Consider the following 21,533-nt stretch of genomic DNA (forward strand, 5'->3'; position numbering starts at 1 on the left):
CCCCACGACCTCGGATCGTGCAATGGCGTGGGCGCACGCGGTCAGCTGTGCGAGGGTCAGACCAGCGGCGACTCGATAGTCCGTGGGAACCGTGCCCGGCTCGAGAACATCGCAATCGATGTGCACGTATGCGGGTCGCCCTGCCAGCGCGTGCTGCAGATGCGCAGCCATACCGTGCTCGACGCCGACCACGTCGATGTCGCGTTCGGCGATGAGCTCGTGTTCCATCGGTTCGATGTCCCTTGCGCACTGTCTTCGTGCCCGAAAAACTGGCTCGGCGCGCAGCATGTCCGGCCGTGAATTCGATGAGGCCAGGACTCTGCTGGCAGCCGCAAGCGCGGCCCCAGGGAAGGTTGACCACTGGATGCGCCATGGCGTCGGCGTCGAGATCGCCGGTAAACTCGTGGTGTGACTGACGATCGGCAGGATCAGCTGATGCGTTGCGACACTCTGCTTGTGTATATCGCGGTGCTCGATCAGCCGGGGTAACTCATCGATGCCTGTGCCGCCGTCTCGGGCGATGTGGATGACCTCCGGCTGGCTGTTGAGCAAGCGTTCGATCTGGGTCCGGTCGCAGCAGCCGCTGTTCTTTCAATGCAGATTCGACGGTTCACGCCGTGCGAACGGCACCGAATCGTGGACGAACTCGCCGAACTTGACGCGCAGCTGCGCTAACGGGAGCACGTTGTCTGAATCTCTCCTGGACGTAGCGAGCGTGTCGGTTGGTCATCGGGCCATCCCGCACGACCCCCTCGAGAATTCTCCGTTTGCGGTTCGTCTTGAGGCTGTCGGATGATACTCATCGGGGGCCAATCTGTTTACGAAAAAGCGCGCCGGTTTCGCGGTGATCCTTGCCACCATGTCGGTTGCGATGGTCGGGATAGCAGGTGCTGCACCCGGAGGAAGGGCATCTACTAGGGTTCGGACGTCTGCTGGCAGGTCGACCGTGCGTGCCTCTGCCGGAGCGAGGCTGTCTGGTTCGGATCGTGATGAAGTACTTCGAGCGGGAAAGCGAGCTAGAGCCATCACTGTCTCGGCGGCGCAAGCAAAGACGACGCGCGGATGGGTCGATCCTCGACGAAGAAGGATCTGGTGCAGTCGCGCGTCGATGGCGTCAGACACCTCAGCAGTGGCGAGCGCCGAGCCAATGGCCGCGGCGGTCAGCCCTGAGCGCAATGGGCGCCGGAAAGGGTCGTCTCGGAGATCGAGCAGCCCAACCCGGATGACGAAACTCGAGAGCGCGACGGAACTGAAACGCACTACGTGCCGGCTCTCGACTCCGGCCGCCGCAGAGTCGCGGTACGCCAGCAGTCCGCACGCCAGACTCGCAGCTACGGCATGACGCTTGCCCCCTGGATCTGCCGATCGGGACAGCGAACGAAGCATGCGGGAGGTTTCACGGGGCGAGTCTGGCGTCGGGCAACTGTATCTGAGCGCCTCTTACGATTCTGGACGGCTCGATGGCGTAGCTCGTGCGGTCGAACACTCAGCCGCCGTGATACTTCAGCGAACACACGGGGATGCCCCCGGAATATGCTTCGCCGCGGCTCCCGGGATCGGCGCGGCGCGCAGTCTTACAGACGACCACTTCGGATTCATTGTGAGGTTGTTGGGTTCGTTCCGACGAAAGGGGAGTGATGGGCGCGAGCCGCGAACCCCACGAACTCAACATGACCAATGAGGGCTCCAGGTGGACGGCCGTCGCCGTCGACCTCGCGCTCAGGGGCGGACCCTCGTTGAAATGGGCGACAGGGCCGTGATCTGACCGGAGGCTCGCTCGACGTCTCAGCCGAGTCGTCCGCGACCTCGACGTCCGGACGCGGCAGACTACTGATTTCGCCGGCCGTCTTCCTGTGGCCGTCGCGCTCGCGTGACGCTCACGGTCGTCTGCTGACGGTAGACGGCGAGGATATGGAGCATGCCCTTGCAGTCCGCTTCCTTTCTCGCCATCCTTTGGATCGGTCTTCTCCTGAGCTAGCGCTGATCCCAGTCCCAGTCCCAGTCCGGCAGGTTCATACCGGGCATCGCGTTGAGCGACTGTTGCTATTCGCGGCGTTCAGTGGTCTCGCTTGCATTTGGCAGGGGTGCCGTCCCAGGTGCGGAACATCAAGGGCGACGCTCGTTTCCTGCGCCGTGCGCGAATCAACCTTGTCGAGGACCGCGTCTAAGCTGCTCGAGGGACCGTTCGTTCAGGACGTACGGGCGCACCCAAGGGCAGTGTTCGTCGCATGTCGCTTCAGAGCCGGTGGATTCATTCGCGCAGCTCTAGAGAACGGCTTCCAGATCGAACGTCGACCGTTAGAGGGAAATTAGAGCTCTTGTCGGCACCGGCTACCAGCGATCACCCTTCATCCATCGCCTTCAGACAGCTGGACACGGCCTATGCCAGCGCTTGTGGTGTTTACGCGTCTGTGCCTCGAATGAGTCTTCGGGGAGGGGGAGAGTATTGGAGGCATCTTGGTCTTGGTTTGATGTGTACTCCGTTTGCGGTGCTTTCCGACCGAAAGGAAAGAATAGGGTACGGGATGTCAGAGTAGGAAGACGAGCGTGTACGCGAGTGTGAGGAGTAGGCCGAGAAGGATCACCGTGGTGGCGAGGATTCCGATGAGCACGGTTGTCTGTGCACTTTCTTGCTCGGTGGACGAGGCGGACATGGGTGTTGTCTTGGGATGCTTCACGGTGATCCTCTCGGTGAGCGTGTGATGGAGCGCTTGATTTAGGTGCCGACGCGGAGGGCGTCGACCGGGTTGAGTCGGGCCGCTTGGACCGCGGGGTACGTTCCGAAGAAGATGCCGATTGTTACGGAAAGGCCAGCGGCCAGCAACACGGTGGTTCCATCGATGACTGGCATGACGCCATTGATGGGGAATCTAGTGACGGTCGGTAGCCTGCGGAGTCTCCCGGGCCGTGCCAGGGAGCGATGCGGCGAACGACGGCGCAACCGAGGCGTTCACGGTCACGTTGACCGCGCGCAAGTAACGGCGAGTGAGGGTGGGGAGAGTCTGCTCTCCCCACCCTCACTCCTGGTTTAGGTGAACGATCGTGGGTTCGTCGAAGCGCCAGTTCAGCCAGGCGGTGGTCTCGACGCCCCAGTAGCTGGGCGGGATCTCTTGGCCTTGCCATTCGAACGAGAAGCAGTCGATCGAGAAGACGGCGCGAGGGGTGAGATGCACTGCGTCCCACCGCTTGGCGACACCATCCCAATCGACCGATGACTTCGTACCTATGAACTCCGCCACGAATTCGCACCAGTCCACGGCAGAGTCGATGACGAGCTCGGAATGTGTCGACGGCGACATTCGCCAGGCCGTCCACGGTCGCGGATACTCGGCCTCGTTCTCGAGCATGTGTGCGAGCCACATCCCCCCGTCCTGGTCGGACGCGAGCGAGGTGTAGAGGGCGCCCAATGGCTTTCCTCCCCAGCTCCGAAGCGAATTCTACTTGCTTCGCTCGAAGCGGCTCCGGTTCGGTGGACCGCTAGTGTCCGCTGTTCCGATCCACAGATCGACCCCGGTTGAGCGCCGGTTCAGGTGATCGTCATTCAACTCTCGCAACGTGGCGCTCTCGGTGCTGAGCCGGTCGATGTATTCGGGGTCGAGGCCTTCGCCCAGCTGAGTGAGACCGGCTTCGCCCGGTGGGTAGAGCGAATTGACGAACGCCAGGAGCGGCAAGATCGTCGGCATCGACGCGGCCAACGACTCATCTGCCGCGAGCGCGTAGGAATCGGCCGGCTTCCATCGGTCCAGTCGGCTGAGACGTTCGACAAACGGCGTCGTGTCCTCCAAGGAGCCCTCCTCGATGTCGCGCACGTTCGTCCTCGAATGATGCCGTCGTGGACGGCACATAGCGTCTCCGAGACTGCGAGCCAGAGCGTCCCGGCGATGGCTGTTCCTAGCAAGCTGAAGTCTTCTATTACACCCCCGGAAACGATCATATCTTCCTATAGGCTCTCGTTGTCAAGTTCAGGCGAGCGGAAGGTGGGGGAGTTGACGTGTACTCCACATGGCCGAACCCAACATCGCGTATGATCCCGGGCTTGTTCGACCTTGGTCCTCGCCCGTACCGGGGTTGGAGGCCGGAGTCTAAGACCCGGAGAGACACGGCGAGCAGCCACCGTCCGAGTAGTCCCTCATAGGGGAAACGCTCAGACTGTCATAATTGAACGTTATCCGCGCATGTCAGGCGGGTAGTTATCCACAGGCGGGGCGGCTTTCGAGCCGCCCCGTTTTGGTGTCGCCCATGCGCGCTGTGCCCGGTCTTCGGGGATGATTGCGAAGGTGCATCTACGCTCCTTGAGCAACGATGGATGTCACGCCCTCCATCGCACGTACCCAGTGAGAAGTGCACCGCGGGCGAAGTTCGATCAGATCGATCGTGCGTGTCAGGTCATCGAGAGGTTCCGCGTCAGCCGGGTAGCGCTGTCGCGCCCCGCGCCCTCCCCTGAATGGTGATCCTCAGCCACGCATGGCACCCCACCGATCACTGGTTTTCATGCGGATTAGTACTCAAAACGGTGTCAAGTCAGAACGAGCACAGACTCCCAGTTCGAAACTTGTCCTAGCAGGCCCGAGCATCCAGCATCCACGATGCGACCCATCGGGGAGCGTGATATCTCGGCGCGGCCAGCTCGCCTCGTCGTCTTCCCGGAGTGCCGAGTCAACCCAACTACCCGCAAGGACAACCATCGTGATTCACCAGATCATCGCCGGAATCACTCGAGACCTCATCGCTACAGGAACCTCGGTACACCGGGCCATCGACCTTCCTATGGCGGCTGGTGAATGGCAAGTTTTGGCTCGCTTCGCCGGCCGAAAACTGGGTACCGTCGTCACGACAACCGCGACGAGCTCCGCGGTCGCAGCACGAGTTCCCGACCTGCCTGAGTCTTCACGCGAGGACGACCGGGGGGCTGATCGTTCCCTCTCGGATCCCAGAAATGTGCAGGAGGGCGATCGCCTTGTCGTCGTCTCTGCACGAGAGGACCTGATCGTCGGAGAGATTAAACGCACCGGTACGCGTCTACACATCGGCGATTTCACGGTGCGGGACAGTCGATCAGGACCGAACCTACTCGCCCGCGTCATTGCCCGTGAGTCGCCGGCACCGACGGCGAGCACCAGACAAAACGTTGCGTGACCTGGCGAGCCGGATCTTATCGGCGTGAGCGTCCGTCCTTGAAGCAATGAGTGGTCGGCGAGACGCCCAACACGCCACCAGATTCCAGAACCACCGCCGCGGCAGCGGCCCGCCTGAGAAAGCGAATACTCCGAATTGAACCCCGTGAAGCCCTCTCAACAGATAGATCTGGACAGGTCACCTCGACCGGAAAAACGTCGTTGGCGTTGGTTCACCCTGGCGCTCCTGGCAGCATTGGTCGTCCTCGCTTCCGTGATCGTTGGCCTGTTGATCGGCAACGTCAATGGCAACCAGTCCACGCCCATGGCCGATGCGAGCTCCCGTTTCGTGGATCGCTCGCCTTCAGCTGCGAGCGGTCCAACCGTTGATACGCCGGGCCGACCCGATTCGAACGACCCGCCGCGGACGGCCGGCCCACAGGGTACGGACAGCGCTGAACAGCTGTTGGAGGTCATTCGCCTGGCCAACGTGGCCGTCGGAGGCGATGTGAGCGATCTGAGGTCCGTGGAGGCTGAACCTGTTGGCGCGTGGCACGTTCACTTCGAGACGGCGGATGGTCTGGAAAGCAAGGTTCGCGTGGTCGACGACAAGGCCACCATCATCGAGACCGAACGCTCCGACGATGGAAGGTTCCCGGGCACCTGGCGCATCGAGGACATCAACTCAGCCGTTCTTGCTGCACTGGCGGCATACCCCGGCAGTTACTTGACCGAATTGGAGCTGGACGCTTCCTCGCATGCTCCCTATCGGATCGAACTCGTCGACGGATCTGTTCACAAATTACGTCTTGACACCAACTTTCAGATTGTGGAGATGAGACTTGATGACTAAGAAACGCATCTGGCGGATGTCGCTTGCGCTTGTCGTCGGGAGCGTTATCGCGTCGACATCGGCGTGCACCGCGCCTGGAACGGGCGCACCGATCGGAGCCGCAGACCCAAGCACACCCGCTACTTCCGCCAGCGAGGCCACACCGTCGACGAATCCAGCATCCGATCTCGAGGTGTTCTTCGCCGCGCGGGAGCAATACCGTGAGTATCTCGAAGCACACTCATCGAGTTCCTCCGACTCCAACTGGTTCGCAGATGACGACTTCCGACAAACGTTGCAGTCATTCGTCAGCGCGAAAGCACAGATCAACCGCAGCGACCTGTGGCTCAACACGAATCGTGACGCGACCGGCCCGGGACTCTCCTGGTCCGCAGCTCAGGCAGTCGAAGAGGCTAGCCGATCGGTCGGCGGAGCAGTCCACGTCACGAACATCGATCTTCGAAACGAAGGCGCTCTCTTGAGCTGGAAGATCGACTTCGAGACGGGGCGCCAACGAATCACCGTCACTGTTGACGGTGAAACCGGAGCAGTCACAGACGTTGATGACTAGCCACCGCAACGATCACGGATCCGCAGATGTCCGGCAGACGATACCGGGCAGCTACAAACCCATCGGCTCGCTGGTTCACTCATATCGTCCACGACCGTGAGCCCCTGCACGAGGGCTCAGTCCTGAGAACCACAGTGTCCAGACATACCCTGAGGAGCAGTTTATGGCGTTCTTTCAACTCAGTCCGCGGCGACGCCGGGGTGCAGTCTTCCTCGCAGCGCTCATCAGTGCGATCATCCTCAGCGGCTGTGTCGGCAGCGAAGCCATGCCATCCGAGGAGGAGGACTCATACCCTACGTCTTCGCTGACGGGTGTTGTCGGCGCGGTGGAGTTCGATGGCGGGTACATCAGCCTCGGTTCGGGCGCGACAGTCATCGACCTCTACCTGGACCCGCTGTGCCCGTATTGCAAGATCTTCGAAGCCGATAGTGGACAGCTGTTGTTCGACGAGGTCGACGACGGGCGCGCAACGCTGCGGATCCACCCAGTGGCGCTCCTTGACCGGCTCTCGGTTGGTACCAACTACTCCACTCGCGCAGCAGCCAGCATCGTCGATGTCGCGGCATCCCATCCCTTTGCTCTCCCCGGCTACCTCTCTGCCGTCTTCGCCAACCAGCCCGCAGAGAACACCCCTGGTCTCTCCGATCAGGAGCTCGTGAGCATTGCCGGCCAGCTCAACGTCTCGCTGAGCGACGCAACCACGCTCCGCACCTATCAAGCCTGGGTGCGGGACATCACCGCCGAGGCTCTACAGGGTCCGCTCCCGACCAGCGAAGCACTAGCCCTGACCGCCGTTCCCACCACCATCGTCAACGGACATCTCTACTCCGGAAACAGCGACGACGCTGAACACTTTGCACAGTTCTACCAGGCTTCCCTGACGCAATAGAGCCAATGCCGGCGTCCCCTCCCGCAGGTTGTGACGTGCGCAGCAACAACCGAAATCGGCCTGACCGCAGGTTTGCAGTGCACGTGGTTGCGCCCCGGTGTTGACCGTGCTTGTTGGTCGGAGCCTTCGAACGAGACCGCGGCTCACACCGTGCCCGCTGCCGGAGTTGGATCAAGGACCGGGATTGAGTGCCTCCTCCCCGCAGTGTGTTTCGGCTATCGTCCTGTCTCCCACCGAACCGAGCGTCAGACGCCCTCCCGGATTTGGATCGCATCGCGATGCCTCCTTGCGCTTCGCAGTGCCCGCCTCGTCGGCGCGCCGATGAGGCGGAAGGACGAACCCGGTCGAGGAGACGATGGGGCTCCTTGAGGCCGCAGTAGCGACAGGCCCGGTGGTGCTCGACGCCTCCGACAATTGGCCGAGCACGAACCCCAACCTGTCGGTCGAGGCCTTCAGGAGCCGATCTCATCGGGTGCACGCACCCACGATGCTGCATGCCAGCACCTAGCCATTGCCCCATTGCCCCCTGAGTTGTTGTGCGTCATGGCAGGCAGAAGCAACGCGTGCACGGAGACGAGTGACGTGCTCCCGATACTGGTACCTGTTCCCTTGTCGATTCTCTGGAGATGCCATGCGCTTGTTGGGTCCGGCCACAGCTCGGTCGAGCAACCATTCGTTGTCTGGCGTGACGAAGTGGTGTGCATCCTCGACGCTACTCGTGGTGACGCTGTCGCTCGGACTCGTGCCGACCAGTTCTGCGGCCGGGGCCGGTTCGTCTGCTCTTGTTCCAGAGAACTCGAGTTCGTACGTCAGTTCATCGAGTTTCGTTGACGCCAATGAGGCTGAGGTGCAGTTGGGGAACCAGACCGCCAGGCTCCAGGTGGGAGGTCAAGGACAGCTTCGGTTGAAGTCAGCCGCCTACCCGTATGCCCAATCATTCGAGCTGTTCCCTCCTGGCGGACCTTCTGCAGGAACCACGTTGGACGATCCGCTGACGGTGGGCTGTCTTGAACCCCCTGCCGACTGGGCTGGAACGCAAGACGAGTGGCTGGCGGAAGGGAAGCGTTTCGAATGCGGTGATGTGAACACCGTCACGATCACGTACGACAAGCCGGTGCTCAACCCAGGCTTGGCTATTTACGACGTTTCCATGTCCACGACCGAAGACACGCTGCCAGAGTTCGGCGCGATCGCATCGTGGAGCGAGACCCGAATCTCCGCGATCAACGGTGAATCACCAACCGCCTACAGCACGGCCATGACGACCTACGAAACAAACCCGTTGGCAGTCCCAGGAGTCGACGTCGCGTACCGCGACAACGGCTTCACCTACACTCCGACGCTCGGTCAGAAGACGGGAATCGCGCATGACCGCCCGGTCGTCCAGATCTCGGGTCTCGTTCATTCGGTCACGCTCACGGTCTCGTATGCAGCGATGGTTGTCATCGGCCCGCTGGCGTATGACCGCTTCGCGGTCAAAGTGGGGAGGCTGCCGGTCCGAGTGGGTCTTGTGGCCCCGGCTGTTGATCTCTCGGTCGTGAAGTCGGCGCCGACAACCGTACGCACCGGTGATGAGATCGAATGGTCGATGAATGTCACGAACAACTCAGCAAATCAGGCCTCGCACGGATACATCGTCCGTGACGCGATACCAGCCACGGTCGTCGATCCTGTGCTGGTGTCCGGTCCTGAGGGCTGCCGTCTTGCCGGCCCGAACCTCTCCTGCAGTGCCGCGCCGACCGGGTGGTCGATTGACGAGACCGACCCGGACCGCCCTGTGCTTGCCGGGGGGGACCGTGCCGCAGCGGTCCCCGTCGTTCTCGAGGCTGGTGCTTCTGCTGAACCGATCATCATTCGAGGAACGGTCACAGCCCCGCAAAGTACGTCCGTCGAGAACACCGCAACGGTGATTGGCATCGACAGCGACCCGAACAACACCAACAACGTGTCAACGACGACAACAGCAATCGCGAAGGGGCCCGTCTGGAGCATCGACAAGGCCGCATCCGTGGCTGGGGGCGGAACCTACGTTTCACCGGGGGAGAACGTCTCGTACACCGTCACAGCACGCTCCACCGAGGATACCGGCAACGTTGTCCTCACCGATGACCTCACGAACGTGTTGAACAACGCCGCGTTTGTTGCCGGTTCCGCGACGCTGACCTACGAAGAGAGAACCTACCTGTGGTTTGTCCCCACGGGCACTCGGACGGTCACCAAGAACATCCCCGACCCGGTTCCCGGCAAACCGGTTCTTACCTCGTCCCCTTTCACCCTCATCGCCGGGTACCCGGCAAAGTTGACTTACACAGCAACAGTCGCGGACCATGCGTGGAACAGTGTTCTCCACAACGTCGTCGCCGGCACCGGCGATACACCTCCTGCCACCTGCGAGGCTGGCGCCGCTCCCGCGCCGGTTTGCCAGACCGACACCGTCGTCTCGGCGCGGATGGACATTCTCAAGCGCGGCACCGTCAACGGGCAGGTCACCCCGCTGGACGGAGCCGGATTCGAGATCCTGACCGATGTCGACGGCGCACCAGGCGAACCGCTGAACGGAATCACTGTCTCTGCGGTGCCCGGCACCACCGGGTCATTTGAAGTACTCGGCATCACCCCCGGTGCCTACTGGATCCGTGAATCGAAAGCGCCAGACGGACATGTCCTCCTTGCGCAAGCAGTTCCCTTCACCGTCGCCGCCGGCGGAGCGCTCGAACTGGCAAACCCTGCCCTGAACTCGCAAGTGACGATCGAAAGCGGGACGCTGGTCGTGACCGACAGCCCTCGCTTCGACATGCCAGCCACGGGAGGTGCCGGAACGGGGACACTCGTCGCGGGGGGAGTAACTCTGCTCAGTCTTGCGCTCTGTGCTGCGTTCGTCTCTCGGAGGTTGGGTCGACGAGGCAAGAAACACCACGATGAGATGCCCGGCGTTCGTTGACGAGCCCGTCTTGGGCCTCAAGGGCATGGCGCAGAACGCTCGCGACGTTGGGCGTCGCCCTCATCGGGGCAGGACTCATCACCGTCGGAATCGCTGTTGTGGATCCTCAAACCGTGGAACGAACGTATGGGGACATCAAGATCACGGTTGCGCGCTCGCTCGCCGGTGATGCCATCCCAACGGTCACGCTCGGTCAGTCCGGCGCAGAAACGCTGCTCGATCGTTGCGACGGCACCTTCTCGGAGATGGTGGACGGACACCGGGATGACGTTCCACCGCTGTGGGCTGCACATAATTATTGCGGGGGAGACATCGTGCTGTCGTGGGAGATCGGGCAGCTGGTCAACGTCGAGGTTGACGGGATCATCCGCCAGTACCGGGTGGCGGGCACCCGGGACACAGCCAAATACGGAGTCACGTCAGATGCGCTCGTTGGAATACCTGGCGACGTGCTCCTGCAGACCTGTTACTACGGTCGTCCACAGATGCACTTCGTTGGCCTGTCGATCGTCGACGACGCAGAGTAGGCCGTGTGATCAGCACGCCGTACGGCCTGATTTCGTGCGATCCAGCCGCCTCCGCCCGAGGATGATCCACGATCTGTTTCGCGTCATGCCGTACCACCTACGGTGGCACGAATCGGCCAACCGCCGAGAGCGTCCTCGATGTCCTATCGCGCCGCCTATCCCGCAGGTGGAACCCGGCAATCGCAGACCATTCGACCACTTCCGCAACGAATCAATCAGCGCGAGAACACCCTGTAGGAGCGTTGCACGGCCAGCAGTGTAGCGAGGCTAACTGAGCAGGTGGCGGCGTCTGCTGCGGCTTCGGCCGTCGACCTCGACGAACGTGTGTCGACGCGCGAGCCGACCACGACGCGCGAGACGACCACGCGCGATCGCGGGCCACATCAGGTACAGCCCCGCGGCAACACTCACAGCACTGAGCATGATCACCCACCACGGGAACGGTATTTCGTCGGGCGCGACCGTGTCCTCGGGTCGAGTATCGTCCGGGAGATCCACGCGCGAGGCTCGAATGATGATGCGGTGACTATTGACCCCGATAGGTGTGCAGGTGATGAGCGTGAGGTAGTCCTCACCGTTGACGATCCGCAACCGATCGGTTTCCGTGGGAACGACCGTCGCGAAGTCGAACGCCTGATAGGCGAGCGTTTCACCCAACACGTCAACGAAGATCAGGTCTCCTTCGTCCAGGTCATGCAGCGGGGTGAAGAGCGCGGCGCCGGGCAAGCCACTGTGTCCGGTGAGCACGGCGTTGGTGCTCGTCCCTCCCACCGGTAGCGACGACCCTTGCAGGTGACCGACACCTTCAAGGAGGCTGTCATCGGAGGTGCCATGACGGATCGGCAAGCTGATGTCGATCGCGGGTATCCGGATCCGGGCCATCACATCGCTTCCTGGAACATGGAGCTGATCCAGGTACTCATCCGAGGTCGCTGCGACTTCTGCCACATCGGTGTACGGGTCCGTAAGCGTTTGAACACCGATTCGGGTGTTGTATGTCCTCGCTCGCTCGAGCGATTCCGCTCGTTCCGATGCTGACAGGTCGTCGAGTTTCTCGGCGTAGCTGTTGGTACTCGTGGCGTGTGCTCGAGCAGCGAACCAGTTTGCCGCGTCAGGGTAGAGCAGAAGTCCGATCCCAGCCAGAGCAATGATCGTGACCGGTATGCGGCGAAATATCGCCCTCATCGAGGAACGGGAACGAGACGCGTGTCTCCGGCGGCTCGCGGGGGAGTGTTTCATGGGAGATACCTCGTCGAGCGGGTGAGTTTCCGGGGGCAGGATGGATCGCTACTACAGAGAGAGGTCGGCCTGGCACGTGAGCGCCAGACCGACCTCGTACTGGGGATGTGGCTACTGTGCGACCTTTGCGTCAGCACGGCGGTTGCGGATCGTGAGTACGACGGCACCCACAACGAGGAGCACGCCCGCGCCCATCAGCAACGAACCACCGGCGCCACCGGTGATGGGGAGGAAGAATCCGCCATTGCCGGGAACGTTCTTCACGTCAAGGTCGACGACTGTTGCGTCGTTGCTCGTGATGTCGAACTGAACGGGTTCGGCGAGCAGCTCAAAGCCTGCAGGAGCTGCCGTCTCGACGAGCCAGTAGTGCTTCCAGGCGTTCTGGTCGGCGATTGCCGCGTTGTTCTCCCAGTTCGAGTAACGCAGGCCGGCGATGGAAACACGTCCCTTCGCGTCGGAGGTCCACACGGATTCACTACCGATAGTGACGAGGCCGGCAGCATCCTGAGCCTTGGCCGCGTCAAGGCTCGTGTACACCTGGAACTTCGCGCCGCTGAGGACCTTGGAATCCGCCGCGCTGATCTTGTTGATCGTCAGCTCGCCGAACTTCGTGACCGGAGCATCGTCTCCCGGGATCGGGTCGAACGGGTTGTTCGGATCGGTCGGGTCGTTCGGCTGGGGCGTCGGGTTCTCTTCGTCCGGGTGGCCGGGCGTGTATCCCGAGGGCGTCTTGTTCGTGATGTCGTCGGCGTTGTCGTAGATCTCGGCGACGTTCTTGATGTCACCGAGCTCCTTGATCGTGGTGACCAACGCGAACTCGATAGCGGCCCCCTTGTTCACGGGAAGGTTTGCCTTCGCGAGGCCAAGGTCGGTCAGCTTCACGAGGACAGTCGCGCGCCCCGTGACACTGCTCACGACAGAGGAGGAGGTGTAGTCCGCGGCGTCAAGCTTGGTGCCGTTGATCGAGACGTCTGCCGAGTTGAACGTCAGGCGCTTGTCGAGCGTGTCGGTGAGTTGGTAACCGTCCGTGCCGTCAATCGGCAGGATCGAGCGGACGGTCCAGGTGACGTCATCTCCCACGGCGACAGTGCTGCTGTCGGAGACGGTCTTCTCGGTGTGTGCCGCGAAGTTCTTCGGGTACACATGCACGTCGTACATCCAGCTCGACTGGTCGAGCTGGTTGGTCAGCGGCAGCGTCACGAGGAATGGTGCGCTCGGGACCACGCCAGCTGGGGCTTTGGATTCCGTCACGTAGTACAGCCCAAGGTCCAACCCGGTGAGGGAGAGCGTCCCGTCCGCGGCGGTGACTCCCCGGTGGATGTCTGTGGGTGCGGTGCTGACGGCGGAAGCGGCCGTGGTTGTCGTCATGGCCTGCGCCGACTCCCATCCGGCGTTGGTAGTGAGGTCTACGCCGGCCACCTTCGTCGCTGTGAATTCAACGCCGGGAAGCGGTGTGAGCTCCGTCAGATCAGCAGCCGAGAGCTCCCGACCGTCGTGCGGAAGATCCGTGGGGCTCTTCGGTTGCTCGTATTTGTGGATCGTCAGCGATCCCGACTGGGTGGCGTCGATTGTCGAACTCGTCGCTGCGTACGCGCTGCCCACGCTGCCCAGGGCCAGCGCACCGCCGACCAGTGTGGCGGCAGCTGCCCTCAGCAGCCTGCGTTGTGCAGGATTTGTCATGTTTGCTCCAATGTTGGATGGATGGCAAGGAACCAGCGCCGGCCCACCGCGTAGCCATCGACATCACCCAACGGCCGACGTGGCCGGCCGCGCTGCGACAGGCCCAGTTCCGTGCTGCCGATCGCACATCAGCCCGAGCACACCCGGTATCGAGATGGTTGTGATGGCAGTTTGGTTGCCAACCGCCGGTGTTATGCTCGCGGGCTCGCCGCGACTGTCGGCGGGCAGAGCGCGAAAATGAGCAAGCCGAGCACGCCAAGTGGGGGTCAGGTAGCGTGAGATAGGTGCCTGTAGCGAGCGAATGCTTCGCCGCGTCCACAATGCACGCGATGGCGACCGATCGCGTTACCGGCCGGCTGGTTTTACCTGCTCAGCACGAGTCTGGACAGTGCCACGCGATCTGCCGTGCCGGTCTTGCGCAGAGCGCTGGCAATGTGGTTCTCCACCGTCCGGACACTGATGTTGAGCTGTTCAGCGATCTCAGCGTTCTTAAGGTCGGCAACCAAACTGGCGATCTGTCGTTCGCGAGGAGTGAGCTCTGCGACTTTCAGAGCGCTTCGACTCGAACGGATCGGCTGGAAGGAGCCGGTGGCCCTGCGCTGGAGTTCCGCTAGGGGGCTCTGCAACGCGCTGACGATATCGTCGTCCCCGCTGCGTTGAGCCCGACGCAACTCAGATCCCACGATCTGTTCCAGCAACGTGATATCTCCCGCTGCCGGGGCAACCAGAATGTCGTTGACCGCAGCGAAATCTGAACGGACAAGCGCAGGGATCAGGTTGAGCGCCCGAGCGTAGAGGGGGAGTTGCACGCGCTGGCCGAGAAGCGTCGCTTCTGCAGAGACGAGCGGGCCGGCATAGACACAGCCGGCGACAACGGTCAGGCTGGCTGCCGCAGCGAAGTAGCCGAGTTCTCGACGTCGACGAATGGCGTTCGCCATGTCGCGGTCGAAGGACACCGGATCAAGAACATGATGTGCGACGATGGCGGGGACGTCACTCCCCATCCCATACAACGGACCTGGGCGAGGAACGTAATATTCGACCTCGGCGATGAGTGCCGCTGAACTATCGGATGCGCCAGTCCGGAACGCCTCGTTGACGGCCGCGATTCCCAACGTTGCCCCGAAGAACGGTCGGAGCAACATCGTGGCCTTCGCGGTACTCAGTGCATCGCCGATCACCGCATCCAGTGACGCTATCTGGCCGCCACCCGCGTAAGTGAACGCGAGTGCGTAGGACGCACCCAGATAATGGAGTCGATCGTGCGCAATGAGCGCGGACGCGCGCGAGGCGTCGGCACGTTCCGCGGCCAGCTCGAGGTTTCCCTCATAGAGACTGATGAGGGGGAGAATATAGCCATGAAAGGCTGGCGAGAACAGCTGATCAGCCGCGGTCGGTGCCGCGTCTCGCGCCCGATCGACTTTCCCTGAAAACAGCAAGATCATGGACCGCACAATCCCTGTCAGGCCTGTCACGTCGTGTTCGACGGAGAGCCCGTCGCCATAGTCTTCCGGGATGCGGTCGAGGAAGACGGTCAACAGGACCGCGGCGGCTTGGGCGGCTGGGCGCAGAGCCGACGGTTGTTCGCCGTACGCTCTCAGAACGGCCAACGCGCCGCGAAGATCCCCGAGGTCAAGCGCCACCCACTGCGCGTGTTGAAATTCGAACAGGAATGCGTCCAGTGGGTCGACCCCGGACGTAACCGTTTCGTGGAACACCCGCTCGATCGCGGCGCGCTGAAAACGGCTGCCCGTTGCTTTTCGCAGATAGGCATGGGCGCGCGCCGGCGTGCGCTCCTTTTCCCAGGATTGGAGCATGAGCGGCGCAAGCTCGTCTGCGTCCTGCTGGAAGATCCGCCCCGTCAGCGTCTGTTCCATGGGTGCTGACGCTTCGGAAGTCGGACGTGCCGGGACATTTGAACCTGGAAGCACCTCCCGGCGGAGGAGGTCGGCAACGATCGGCGGCCACACGTACAGAACCGGCTCTGACTGATTGGTTGGTGCCATTCGCACGAGCTGACGGCGCAGCAGGGAGCGCAGAGGGGGGCGGCTGGCAAGAGCAGCTATCGGTTCATGAGTCTGCTCTCCCTGAGCAATTTGGTAGAGCAGTGCAGTCTCTTCGTCGTTCAATTCGTGCAAGTGTCGCTGGGCGAACGAGCGAAGGTGGGTGCTCCACAGCGACGAGGAGGACAGATGCCATACGCCATTCTCGAGCACGATGAGTCCTTCGAGTCGGCTGCTCCCGGCGATCGCACGAACGAGTTCCGGCAACCCGCCGGATTTGCTCATCACCCGCGCGGTGAGGGCGAGTGAGGCGGGACTTTCCAGTTCTTTGTGGAGGAGGACTCTGACCTGCTCGAAGTCCAGAGGTTCGAGGTCGATCGATACCTCTGGCCAGGAGGGGGACGCGAGCGCGCCCGAGGTATAAGACCGAACCGTCCTCACCCGTGACGTGACAGAGCTCAGAAAGTGTACCGATAGCGGGTCTGCCTGTTCGTAGTCATCGATCACCAGTACCGCATCGTTTTGCTGGAGGAGGGCATCTCGTGCCGAGGTGAACATCGCCGCAGGGCTCCGGTCAGATGAGCGCCGCAGCAATCCCAGCTGCTCAAGAATCTGCCCACCGAGTTGCCGCCCGCCCAGGTCTCCCTGTGCGCTCAGGACACGTCCCCCTCGTGCTTCAAGCGCCGCGGCCACTTCGCGAAGGACCGAGCTTTTCCCGCTTCCGAGGGGCCCGAACAGCATCACATTGCGGCCGCTGGTGACATGCTCGACGACGTCGCGGGTTACCGTTTTGAACAGGTACATGGGCGCCTTCATCTCCGCTGGCGAGGTCCGCTCGATTCGTGTGGATGTCAACCTACCAGCGGACGCTGACGATGGTCTTCCATTGAGCGCCCTGGAGACAGTCAGGTGAGTGCCTCCAGGGCGCAGCTCAGATGCACCTGAGCCAGACGCGATCGAAGAACGCGCCCCACCCGCGACGCCGGGGAAGGATTCGCGAGCAGCGTGTGAAGTTGAAGGGGCAGCACCATCTCTACCCGAAAAGAGGGCGCCGCCCGTGCCATGCCGCCCAGATGGGCAAGAGGCATGGCGTGTCCCACAGGCCGCGACTATCCGGTTGCATGCCGGAAAACCGAGGCGGGCCCGAAACCTACCGTGGTATTGAGTCGAAGACCTGCGAAGAGCACGTGTTCCACAATGCGCTGCGCCGAGCCGATGTGGGTAGGGAAGCCCCGGCCCTGGGTGCCCTAATCACACATTAGGGTGGTGCAAGCTCATCGCTTGAGTGTCGATCGGACGCTCGTTTTCCTCGGGGCAGGCCAGAGTGAGGTGCAAGTCACGGCGGATGATGATGGAGGAGTAGCCGGGAACGCCGTGCTGGTCGTCGATCTTTCGGGTTGTCGGCGTCTGGTTCAACGCGGGCAGTGAGTGATGATCCTGGTCGGTCTGGGCGGATGTTGCTCTCGTCAGGTTGCAAGACCTAGCTGTGGTTCACGGCCCGGTGACCGTGTGGCTGGTTCGGGATCGTCACCGCGAGAAGGGGATCGTCACGGAGCGTTGCGTTGCTGAGTGAACCAGGTGCGAGCTCGGTGAAGCTCCCGCGAACCGGAGGCCGTCCGGACCAGTGCAGCGCCCCCACGACCAGGTCAGATGTCGGGGACAAAGCCGGGGCGCAAGCGCGCGTGGTGGCCGCGGAAGCGGACGTGGTGAGCGCCAAGCCCATCGTTCCACCTGCGACGAGACAACGACCTGGGCCGCTGGCCGCCGCGCGGTTGCGCCGCTGACGGAGCACAAAGATCAAGCCGGCCGCGGTCAGCACGATGCCGATCAGCAGGACTGTCAGCGGGTCGGGTCCGATTGTGGGAAGGCAGCCAGGAGGAGGTTGCATGCGTGGCTCCGGGACGTCGACGCTCGTACCGTCCCCGAGCAGGTTTCAGGTGCGTCACCCAACCCGAGCCGATGGACCACGCCACAGGCCTGCTTCCGCTGCACGCGAACGCCCCGGTGCTCGAGGTGAGCATCGGGGCGGCGATTGTCGCTTGGCTATTCGGGCGAAGTGGCACTCCGGGAACGACGTGCACGTAGCAGGAAGCCGAGCAGGAGGACACCCGTCGCGATCGTCAGCGGAATGATTGGCGTGCTTCCCGTGAGCGCGAGCAGGCCGGTCGCGGGTGATGCCGATGATTCAGTGGGATCGGCGCTTGCCGGGCTTCCGGGTGGTGTTACGGCAGCCGGATCGTCAGGGTGAACAGGCGGGACCGCATCGGGCTGGTGGAGGGTGGTCGTGACCGTCGCGCGCTCCTCGAGCAATGTTCCGCTGGCGGAGGTGGCCGTGCCGATAGCGGTGTTCACGACGATCAATGATCCGAGGTCGCTGGGCTGGATGTTGTAGCTTGTCGACACGAACACGGATTCACCAGGAGCGAGCTCGCCTGGTGTTCCCGGCCAGTCGAACGACAGCGGGGTGAGGCCTTCGAGCTCGTCCGCGACGATGATGTCGTGGAGGGTCACCGTGCCGGTGTTTGATCCTTCGATCTGGTAGCGGATCGTGTCGCCTGGCTGGGTGGGCGTTTGGAGTGCTGCGTCGTCTGCTGTCTTCACGAGGCTGAGGCTTGCCTGAGTCGGCAGGGGGGTGTGAACGGACGCGGTGTTCGACTGTGCGGGTGTGCCTGCCAGACTTTCGCCGGTCGCCCATGCGCTGTTGTCGACCGCACCTGCGTCGATGTCTGCCTGCGTGATGGCGTATACGGCCTGACCCGATGCGGATTCTCCGGGGCGTAGCTCGCCCGCAGGACCAGGCCAGCTGACGGAGACGACTGACAACCCTTCCATCGGGTCGACGATTGCCACGTTGGACACCGTGACGTTGCCGGTGTTTTCAACGCCCAGCGTGTAGGAGATGAGGTCTCCGGGCCTGGCGAGGTCGGAAATCTTCGAGCTGTCGGCCGTTTTCGTGAGTGTCAGTGTGGCTTCTTCATCGAGGGTGATCGTTGCAGTCGCCGGATCGGAAGCAACCGGCGTCCCGCCTTCGGTTGTTGCGGCAGCGGTTGCGACGTTCGTGAGGGAGCCGGAATCGACGTCTGATTGCTGAAGCGTGTACGTGGCGGTGGCGGTGGCGGACTCGCCGGGGAGCAGCTGACCAGGGGTCCCCGGCCAGGAGTAGGAGATCGTGGACAGATTTGGCATCGGATCGTCAATGGTTGCTTGAGTCAGCGTCGTGTTTCCAGTGTTGGTGAGCTCGAACGCGTAGTGCGCTTGCTGCCCGGCTGTCGGTCCTGCTGTCGGGTTTGTGAGGGCACCTGTCTTGGTGAGTGTGAGCGATGCGGATTCCGTGACGGATTCCTGGGTGATGGTGCCGGAGAACACCGAGTAACTCCCGATGCCCAGGTCAGGAGAGGTCCAAGTGAGCGTGTTCTGGCCAGCAGTGTCGAACGTCCAGCTGGCAGTGCTCTCGTCGTACCGCGCGCTCGAAGATGAAACGGGGAGAGGGCTGCCGTCGAGGAACTGCACCGGGTTGTGCTGGGTGTGGCCCGTGAGGATGACGGGAAGGGTGAGGCGTTGTCCGTTCAGGAGAACATAGTTCGGGGCCGACAGGTTTCGGATCGGTTCGATGGAGACAATCTGGTTCCGGGACAGGTCGAGGTGATCGATGAAGATGAGGTCGCGGAGTGGGGCGACGTCTTCAACACGGTTGTTGCTCAGCGTGAGCGTCTCCAAGCCGACCATGGGGACGAACGAATCCAGATCGACGATGTTGTTGTGGTCCAGGGAGAGATAGGTGACGCCGGTGAGACTGCTCCATGACGTCACGTCAGAGATCGTGTTGGACTCCAGGTTGATGGTGCGCAGCTGCGTGAGAGCTCGTAGCGGAGTGACGTCCGTGATCTGGTTGGTGCGGAGATTCACGTGTTGCAGCTTGGTCCATCCCGACATCGGTGAGAGATCCGAGATCTGGTTTGCGGTCGCTTCGAAGAATTGCAGTTCCCGCAGATCCTGCAACGGAGCCAGATCGGAGATCCCGTTGTTGTTCAACTGCAGGGTGGTGAGGTTGAGTAGACCTGCGAGCGGTTCGATGTGGTTGTTTTTGACGGAGTTGAGTCGCACCTCGGTAAGTTGCGTCATCCCAGAAAGTGCCGTGAGGTCGAGGACTTCTGAGCGGTTGACGGAGAGTGAAGTGAGCATCGGCAGGCTCGCGAGACTGGTGAGGTCGAGCGGTTGCGCGTCGGTCACGCTCACCGATGCCAGCTCTGGCAGGCCACTCAATGGGGCAAGGCCAGCCGTCAGCGGCGCGCCAGTGAAACTGAGCTTGCTCAAGCCCGAGAGTGCCTCGATGCCTTCAAGAGAGGCAATTCGGTGCCCGTTGCAATTGAGTTCTCGGAGAGATGCTGCTTGCTCGGAGCTGATCGGCTCGCGCGCGTCGATGCCGAGGGCCTGAGCTACGCACCCCCGGAGAGCGAGGTCCGAGAAGGTGGTGTCGGGGCTGCTGAGGGCGTTGGCGCCACTCACGGGCGACAGAGAAAGGAACAGCGTTGCCGCGGCAGCAAGGGCTGTCAGTGTTCGGGTGTAGGCGCGCATCAGAAGGTCCTCTCAGCAGAGCTCGGCGTGTGTGCAGGGCGCGCCGCGCGCCGCCGCCGCATCACCAGCGTGAGCCCTGCGGCGAGAGACAGCACGCCGACTCCGGCAAGAGTCAGCAGCATCATCGCGTCCAGACCAGTCTTCGCTAGAGCGGCGGACGTCGCCGCCGTTGCATCTACAGCCACCGGGCCGACCGGCACTGCGGGGTCGACGGGTACTGCCGGGTCGACGGGTACTGCCGGGTCGACGGGTACTGCGGGGTCGACGGGTACTGCCGGGTCGACGGGGTCCGTCGGTGCGGCCACTAAAACGCTGAATGGTCCGCCGACAACGGCTGCTGTCCAAACGCCAGAGACAGTGGCTGGCTCGTTGCTGCTGTGCACGGTCGCGGCTGGATCGAGCAATGGAAGGACCTCTCCAGGACGTGCTGTGGGGGAGATGCGAACGGGAATGACGAAGGTGGCAAACGTGCCGGCGTTCGCACGCGGCCATACACAATCCACCGCGGAGCCTTCGACGGTGCACTGGTTGGGGACAAAGCGGAGGGAGAGCCCGTCAGACAGGGCGAATCGCAGGCGAACGTCGCGGATATCGCTGTGTCCGCCCTGCGTCACAACAATGTGGATGTCCTTGTTCTGCGACGGCGTTGCGCTGAACTGCGGATTCCGTGGCGCTGTCGGCCTGTTTGCGGGCGCCGCCCCTTCGTCGACCACGTTCACCGTGGTCTGCAGGTAGATGTCCGAACGGACACGCTGCTGATCGACGTAGCCGGCAGACGTATACCCCGCTGCTGCGGACGAGACCGTAGCGGTCGTCCCGAACAGGGTCGGTCCGTCCGCATGAACGAGGAGGAAGTCACTTGGCAGGTTATAGGCAAGATTGTGGTTGGCGGACTGACCGCTTGGAATGGTGAGCGGGCCGCACACGACAGTGGTCCCGGCTCCGGCGACTTGTGCACACGAAGGGTCGAAGTGGGTTTCGCCAACGCCCGGCAGCGTCATCCCCGAGTCCAGGACAGTCGGCTCATAGCTGACGAAGATGTCAGCGAGGTCAGCGCCGGACGCATTGCGTATCGATGTACTGACGGTGCCGTTGAGCCCAGCGAAGGCCTCGAGGCTCCCGGCCCGGCTCGTGATCACCAGCGCATCAGTTTCCGCGGCGG

The 21,533-nt window shown here is 62.5% G+C and carries 16 protein-coding genes; 6 read left to right on the top strand and 10 right to left on the bottom strand.

The features are described 5' to 3' along the window. From IFU11_RS20050 to IFU11_RS19430, 5 genes are all read right to left on the bottom strand, one after another. Window positions 1–552 (bottom strand): arginase family protein (locus IFU11_RS20050; protein ID WP_199862386.1); only part of this gene is annotated, 552 nt, incomplete at its 3' end. Between the two features lie 1,976 nt (window positions 553–2,528). Continuing rightward, complete coding sequence (locus IFU11_RS20610; protein ID WP_256431135.1) at window positions 2,529–2,654, bottom strand: hypothetical protein; 126 nt, start codon at window positions 2,652–2,654, stop codon at window positions 2,529–2,531. A gap of 62 nt (window positions 2,655–2,716) precedes the next feature. Beyond that, window positions 2,717–2,851 (bottom strand): ABC transporter permease, encoded by a 135-nt coding sequence (locus tag IFU11_RS20615; RefSeq protein WP_256431136.1) that lies wholly within the window; start codon window positions 2,849–2,851, stop codon window positions 2,717–2,719. A gap of 166 nt (window positions 2,852–3,017) precedes the next feature. After that, window positions 3,018–3,407, bottom strand: coding sequence for a hypothetical protein (locus IFU11_RS19425; RefSeq protein ID WP_192020013.1), 390 nt, complete (start codon window positions 3,405–3,407; stop codon window positions 3,018–3,020). 30 nt (window positions 3,408–3,437) lie between these two features. Next, entirely contained in the window at window positions 3,438–3,809 is a 372-nt protein-coding gene (locus IFU11_RS19430) for a hypothetical protein (RefSeq protein WP_192020014.1), read from the bottom strand. Window positions 3,810–4,686: 877 nt separating this feature from the next. Between IFU11_RS19430 and IFU11_RS19435 the strand changes: the two genes are divergently transcribed. From IFU11_RS19435 to IFU11_RS19460, 6 genes are all read left to right on the top strand, one after another. After that, on the top strand, window positions 4,687–5,136 hold the full coding sequence (locus tag IFU11_RS19435; protein ID WP_192020015.1) for a hypothetical protein: 450 nt from the start codon (window positions 4,687–4,689) through the stop codon (window positions 5,134–5,136). A gap of 144 nt (window positions 5,137–5,280) precedes the next feature. After that, entirely contained in the window at window positions 5,281–5,967 is a 687-nt protein-coding gene (locus IFU11_RS19440; protein WP_192020016.1) for a hypothetical protein, read from the top strand. Next, window positions 5,960–6,517, top strand: a complete 558-nt coding sequence (locus IFU11_RS19445) for a PepSY domain-containing protein (RefSeq protein ID WP_192020017.1) — start codon at window positions 5,960–5,962, stop codon at window positions 6,515–6,517. Before IFU11_RS19440 ends, IFU11_RS19445 begins: the two co-directional genes overlap by 8 nt. A 163-nt stretch (window positions 6,518–6,680) precedes the next feature. Beyond that, window positions 6,681–7,406 carry a DsbA family protein gene (locus IFU11_RS19450; protein ID WP_192020018.1) on the top strand — a complete coding sequence of 242 codons (726 nt, stop codon included), beginning with the start codon at window positions 6,681–6,683 and terminating at the stop codon, window positions 7,404–7,406. A gap of 721 nt (window positions 7,407–8,127) precedes the next feature. Next, the gene (locus IFU11_RS19455) at window positions 8,128–10,347 is read left to right on the top strand and encodes a SpaA isopeptide-forming pilin-related protein (protein WP_192020019.1); all 2,220 of its coding nucleotides are present in this window, start codon (window positions 8,128–8,130) and stop codon (window positions 10,345–10,347) included. Between the two features lie 47 nt (window positions 10,348–10,394). After that, a complete protein-coding gene (locus IFU11_RS19460; protein WP_192020020.1) occupies window positions 10,395–10,874 on the top strand; it encodes a hypothetical protein in 480 nt (159 codons plus the stop codon). Between the two features lie 267 nt (window positions 10,875–11,141). On the opposite strand, the gene IFU11_RS19465 is transcribed toward IFU11_RS19460, so the two are convergent. The 5 genes from IFU11_RS19465 to IFU11_RS19485 all read right to left on the bottom strand — a co-directional run. Next, window positions 11,142–12,059: a class C sortase gene (locus IFU11_RS19465; RefSeq protein ID WP_192020021.1), complete on the bottom strand. Its 918-nt coding sequence runs from the start codon at window positions 12,057–12,059 to the stop codon at window positions 11,142–11,144. A 165-nt stretch (window positions 12,060–12,224) separates the two neighbouring features. Then, window positions 12,225–13,793 carry a SpaH/EbpB family LPXTG-anchored major pilin gene (locus tag IFU11_RS19470; protein ID WP_192020022.1) on the bottom strand — a complete coding sequence of 523 codons (1,569 nt, stop codon included), beginning with the start codon at window positions 13,791–13,793 and terminating at the stop codon, window positions 12,225–12,227. Window positions 13,794–14,155: 362 nt separating this feature from the next. Further along, complete coding sequence (locus tag IFU11_RS20665) at window positions 14,156–16,600, bottom strand: LuxR C-terminal-related transcriptional regulator (protein WP_305798171.1); 2,445 nt, start codon at window positions 16,598–16,600, stop codon at window positions 14,156–14,158. Between the two features lie 1,239 nt (window positions 16,601–17,839). After that, entirely contained in the window at window positions 17,840–20,371 is a 2,532-nt protein-coding gene (locus IFU11_RS19480) for a DUF7507 domain-containing protein (RefSeq protein WP_192020023.1), read from the bottom strand. Continuing rightward, window positions 20,371–21,533 (bottom strand): hypothetical protein (locus IFU11_RS19485; RefSeq protein ID WP_199862387.1); only part of this gene is annotated, 1,163 nt, incomplete at its 5' end. The genes IFU11_RS19480 and IFU11_RS19485, both read right to left, overlap by 1 nt.

It is taken from the genome of Plantibacter sp. CFBP 8804 (assembly GCF_014841225.1).
Classification (GTDB): domain Bacteria; phylum Actinomycetota; class Actinomycetes; order Actinomycetales; family Microbacteriaceae; genus Plantibacter; species Plantibacter auratus.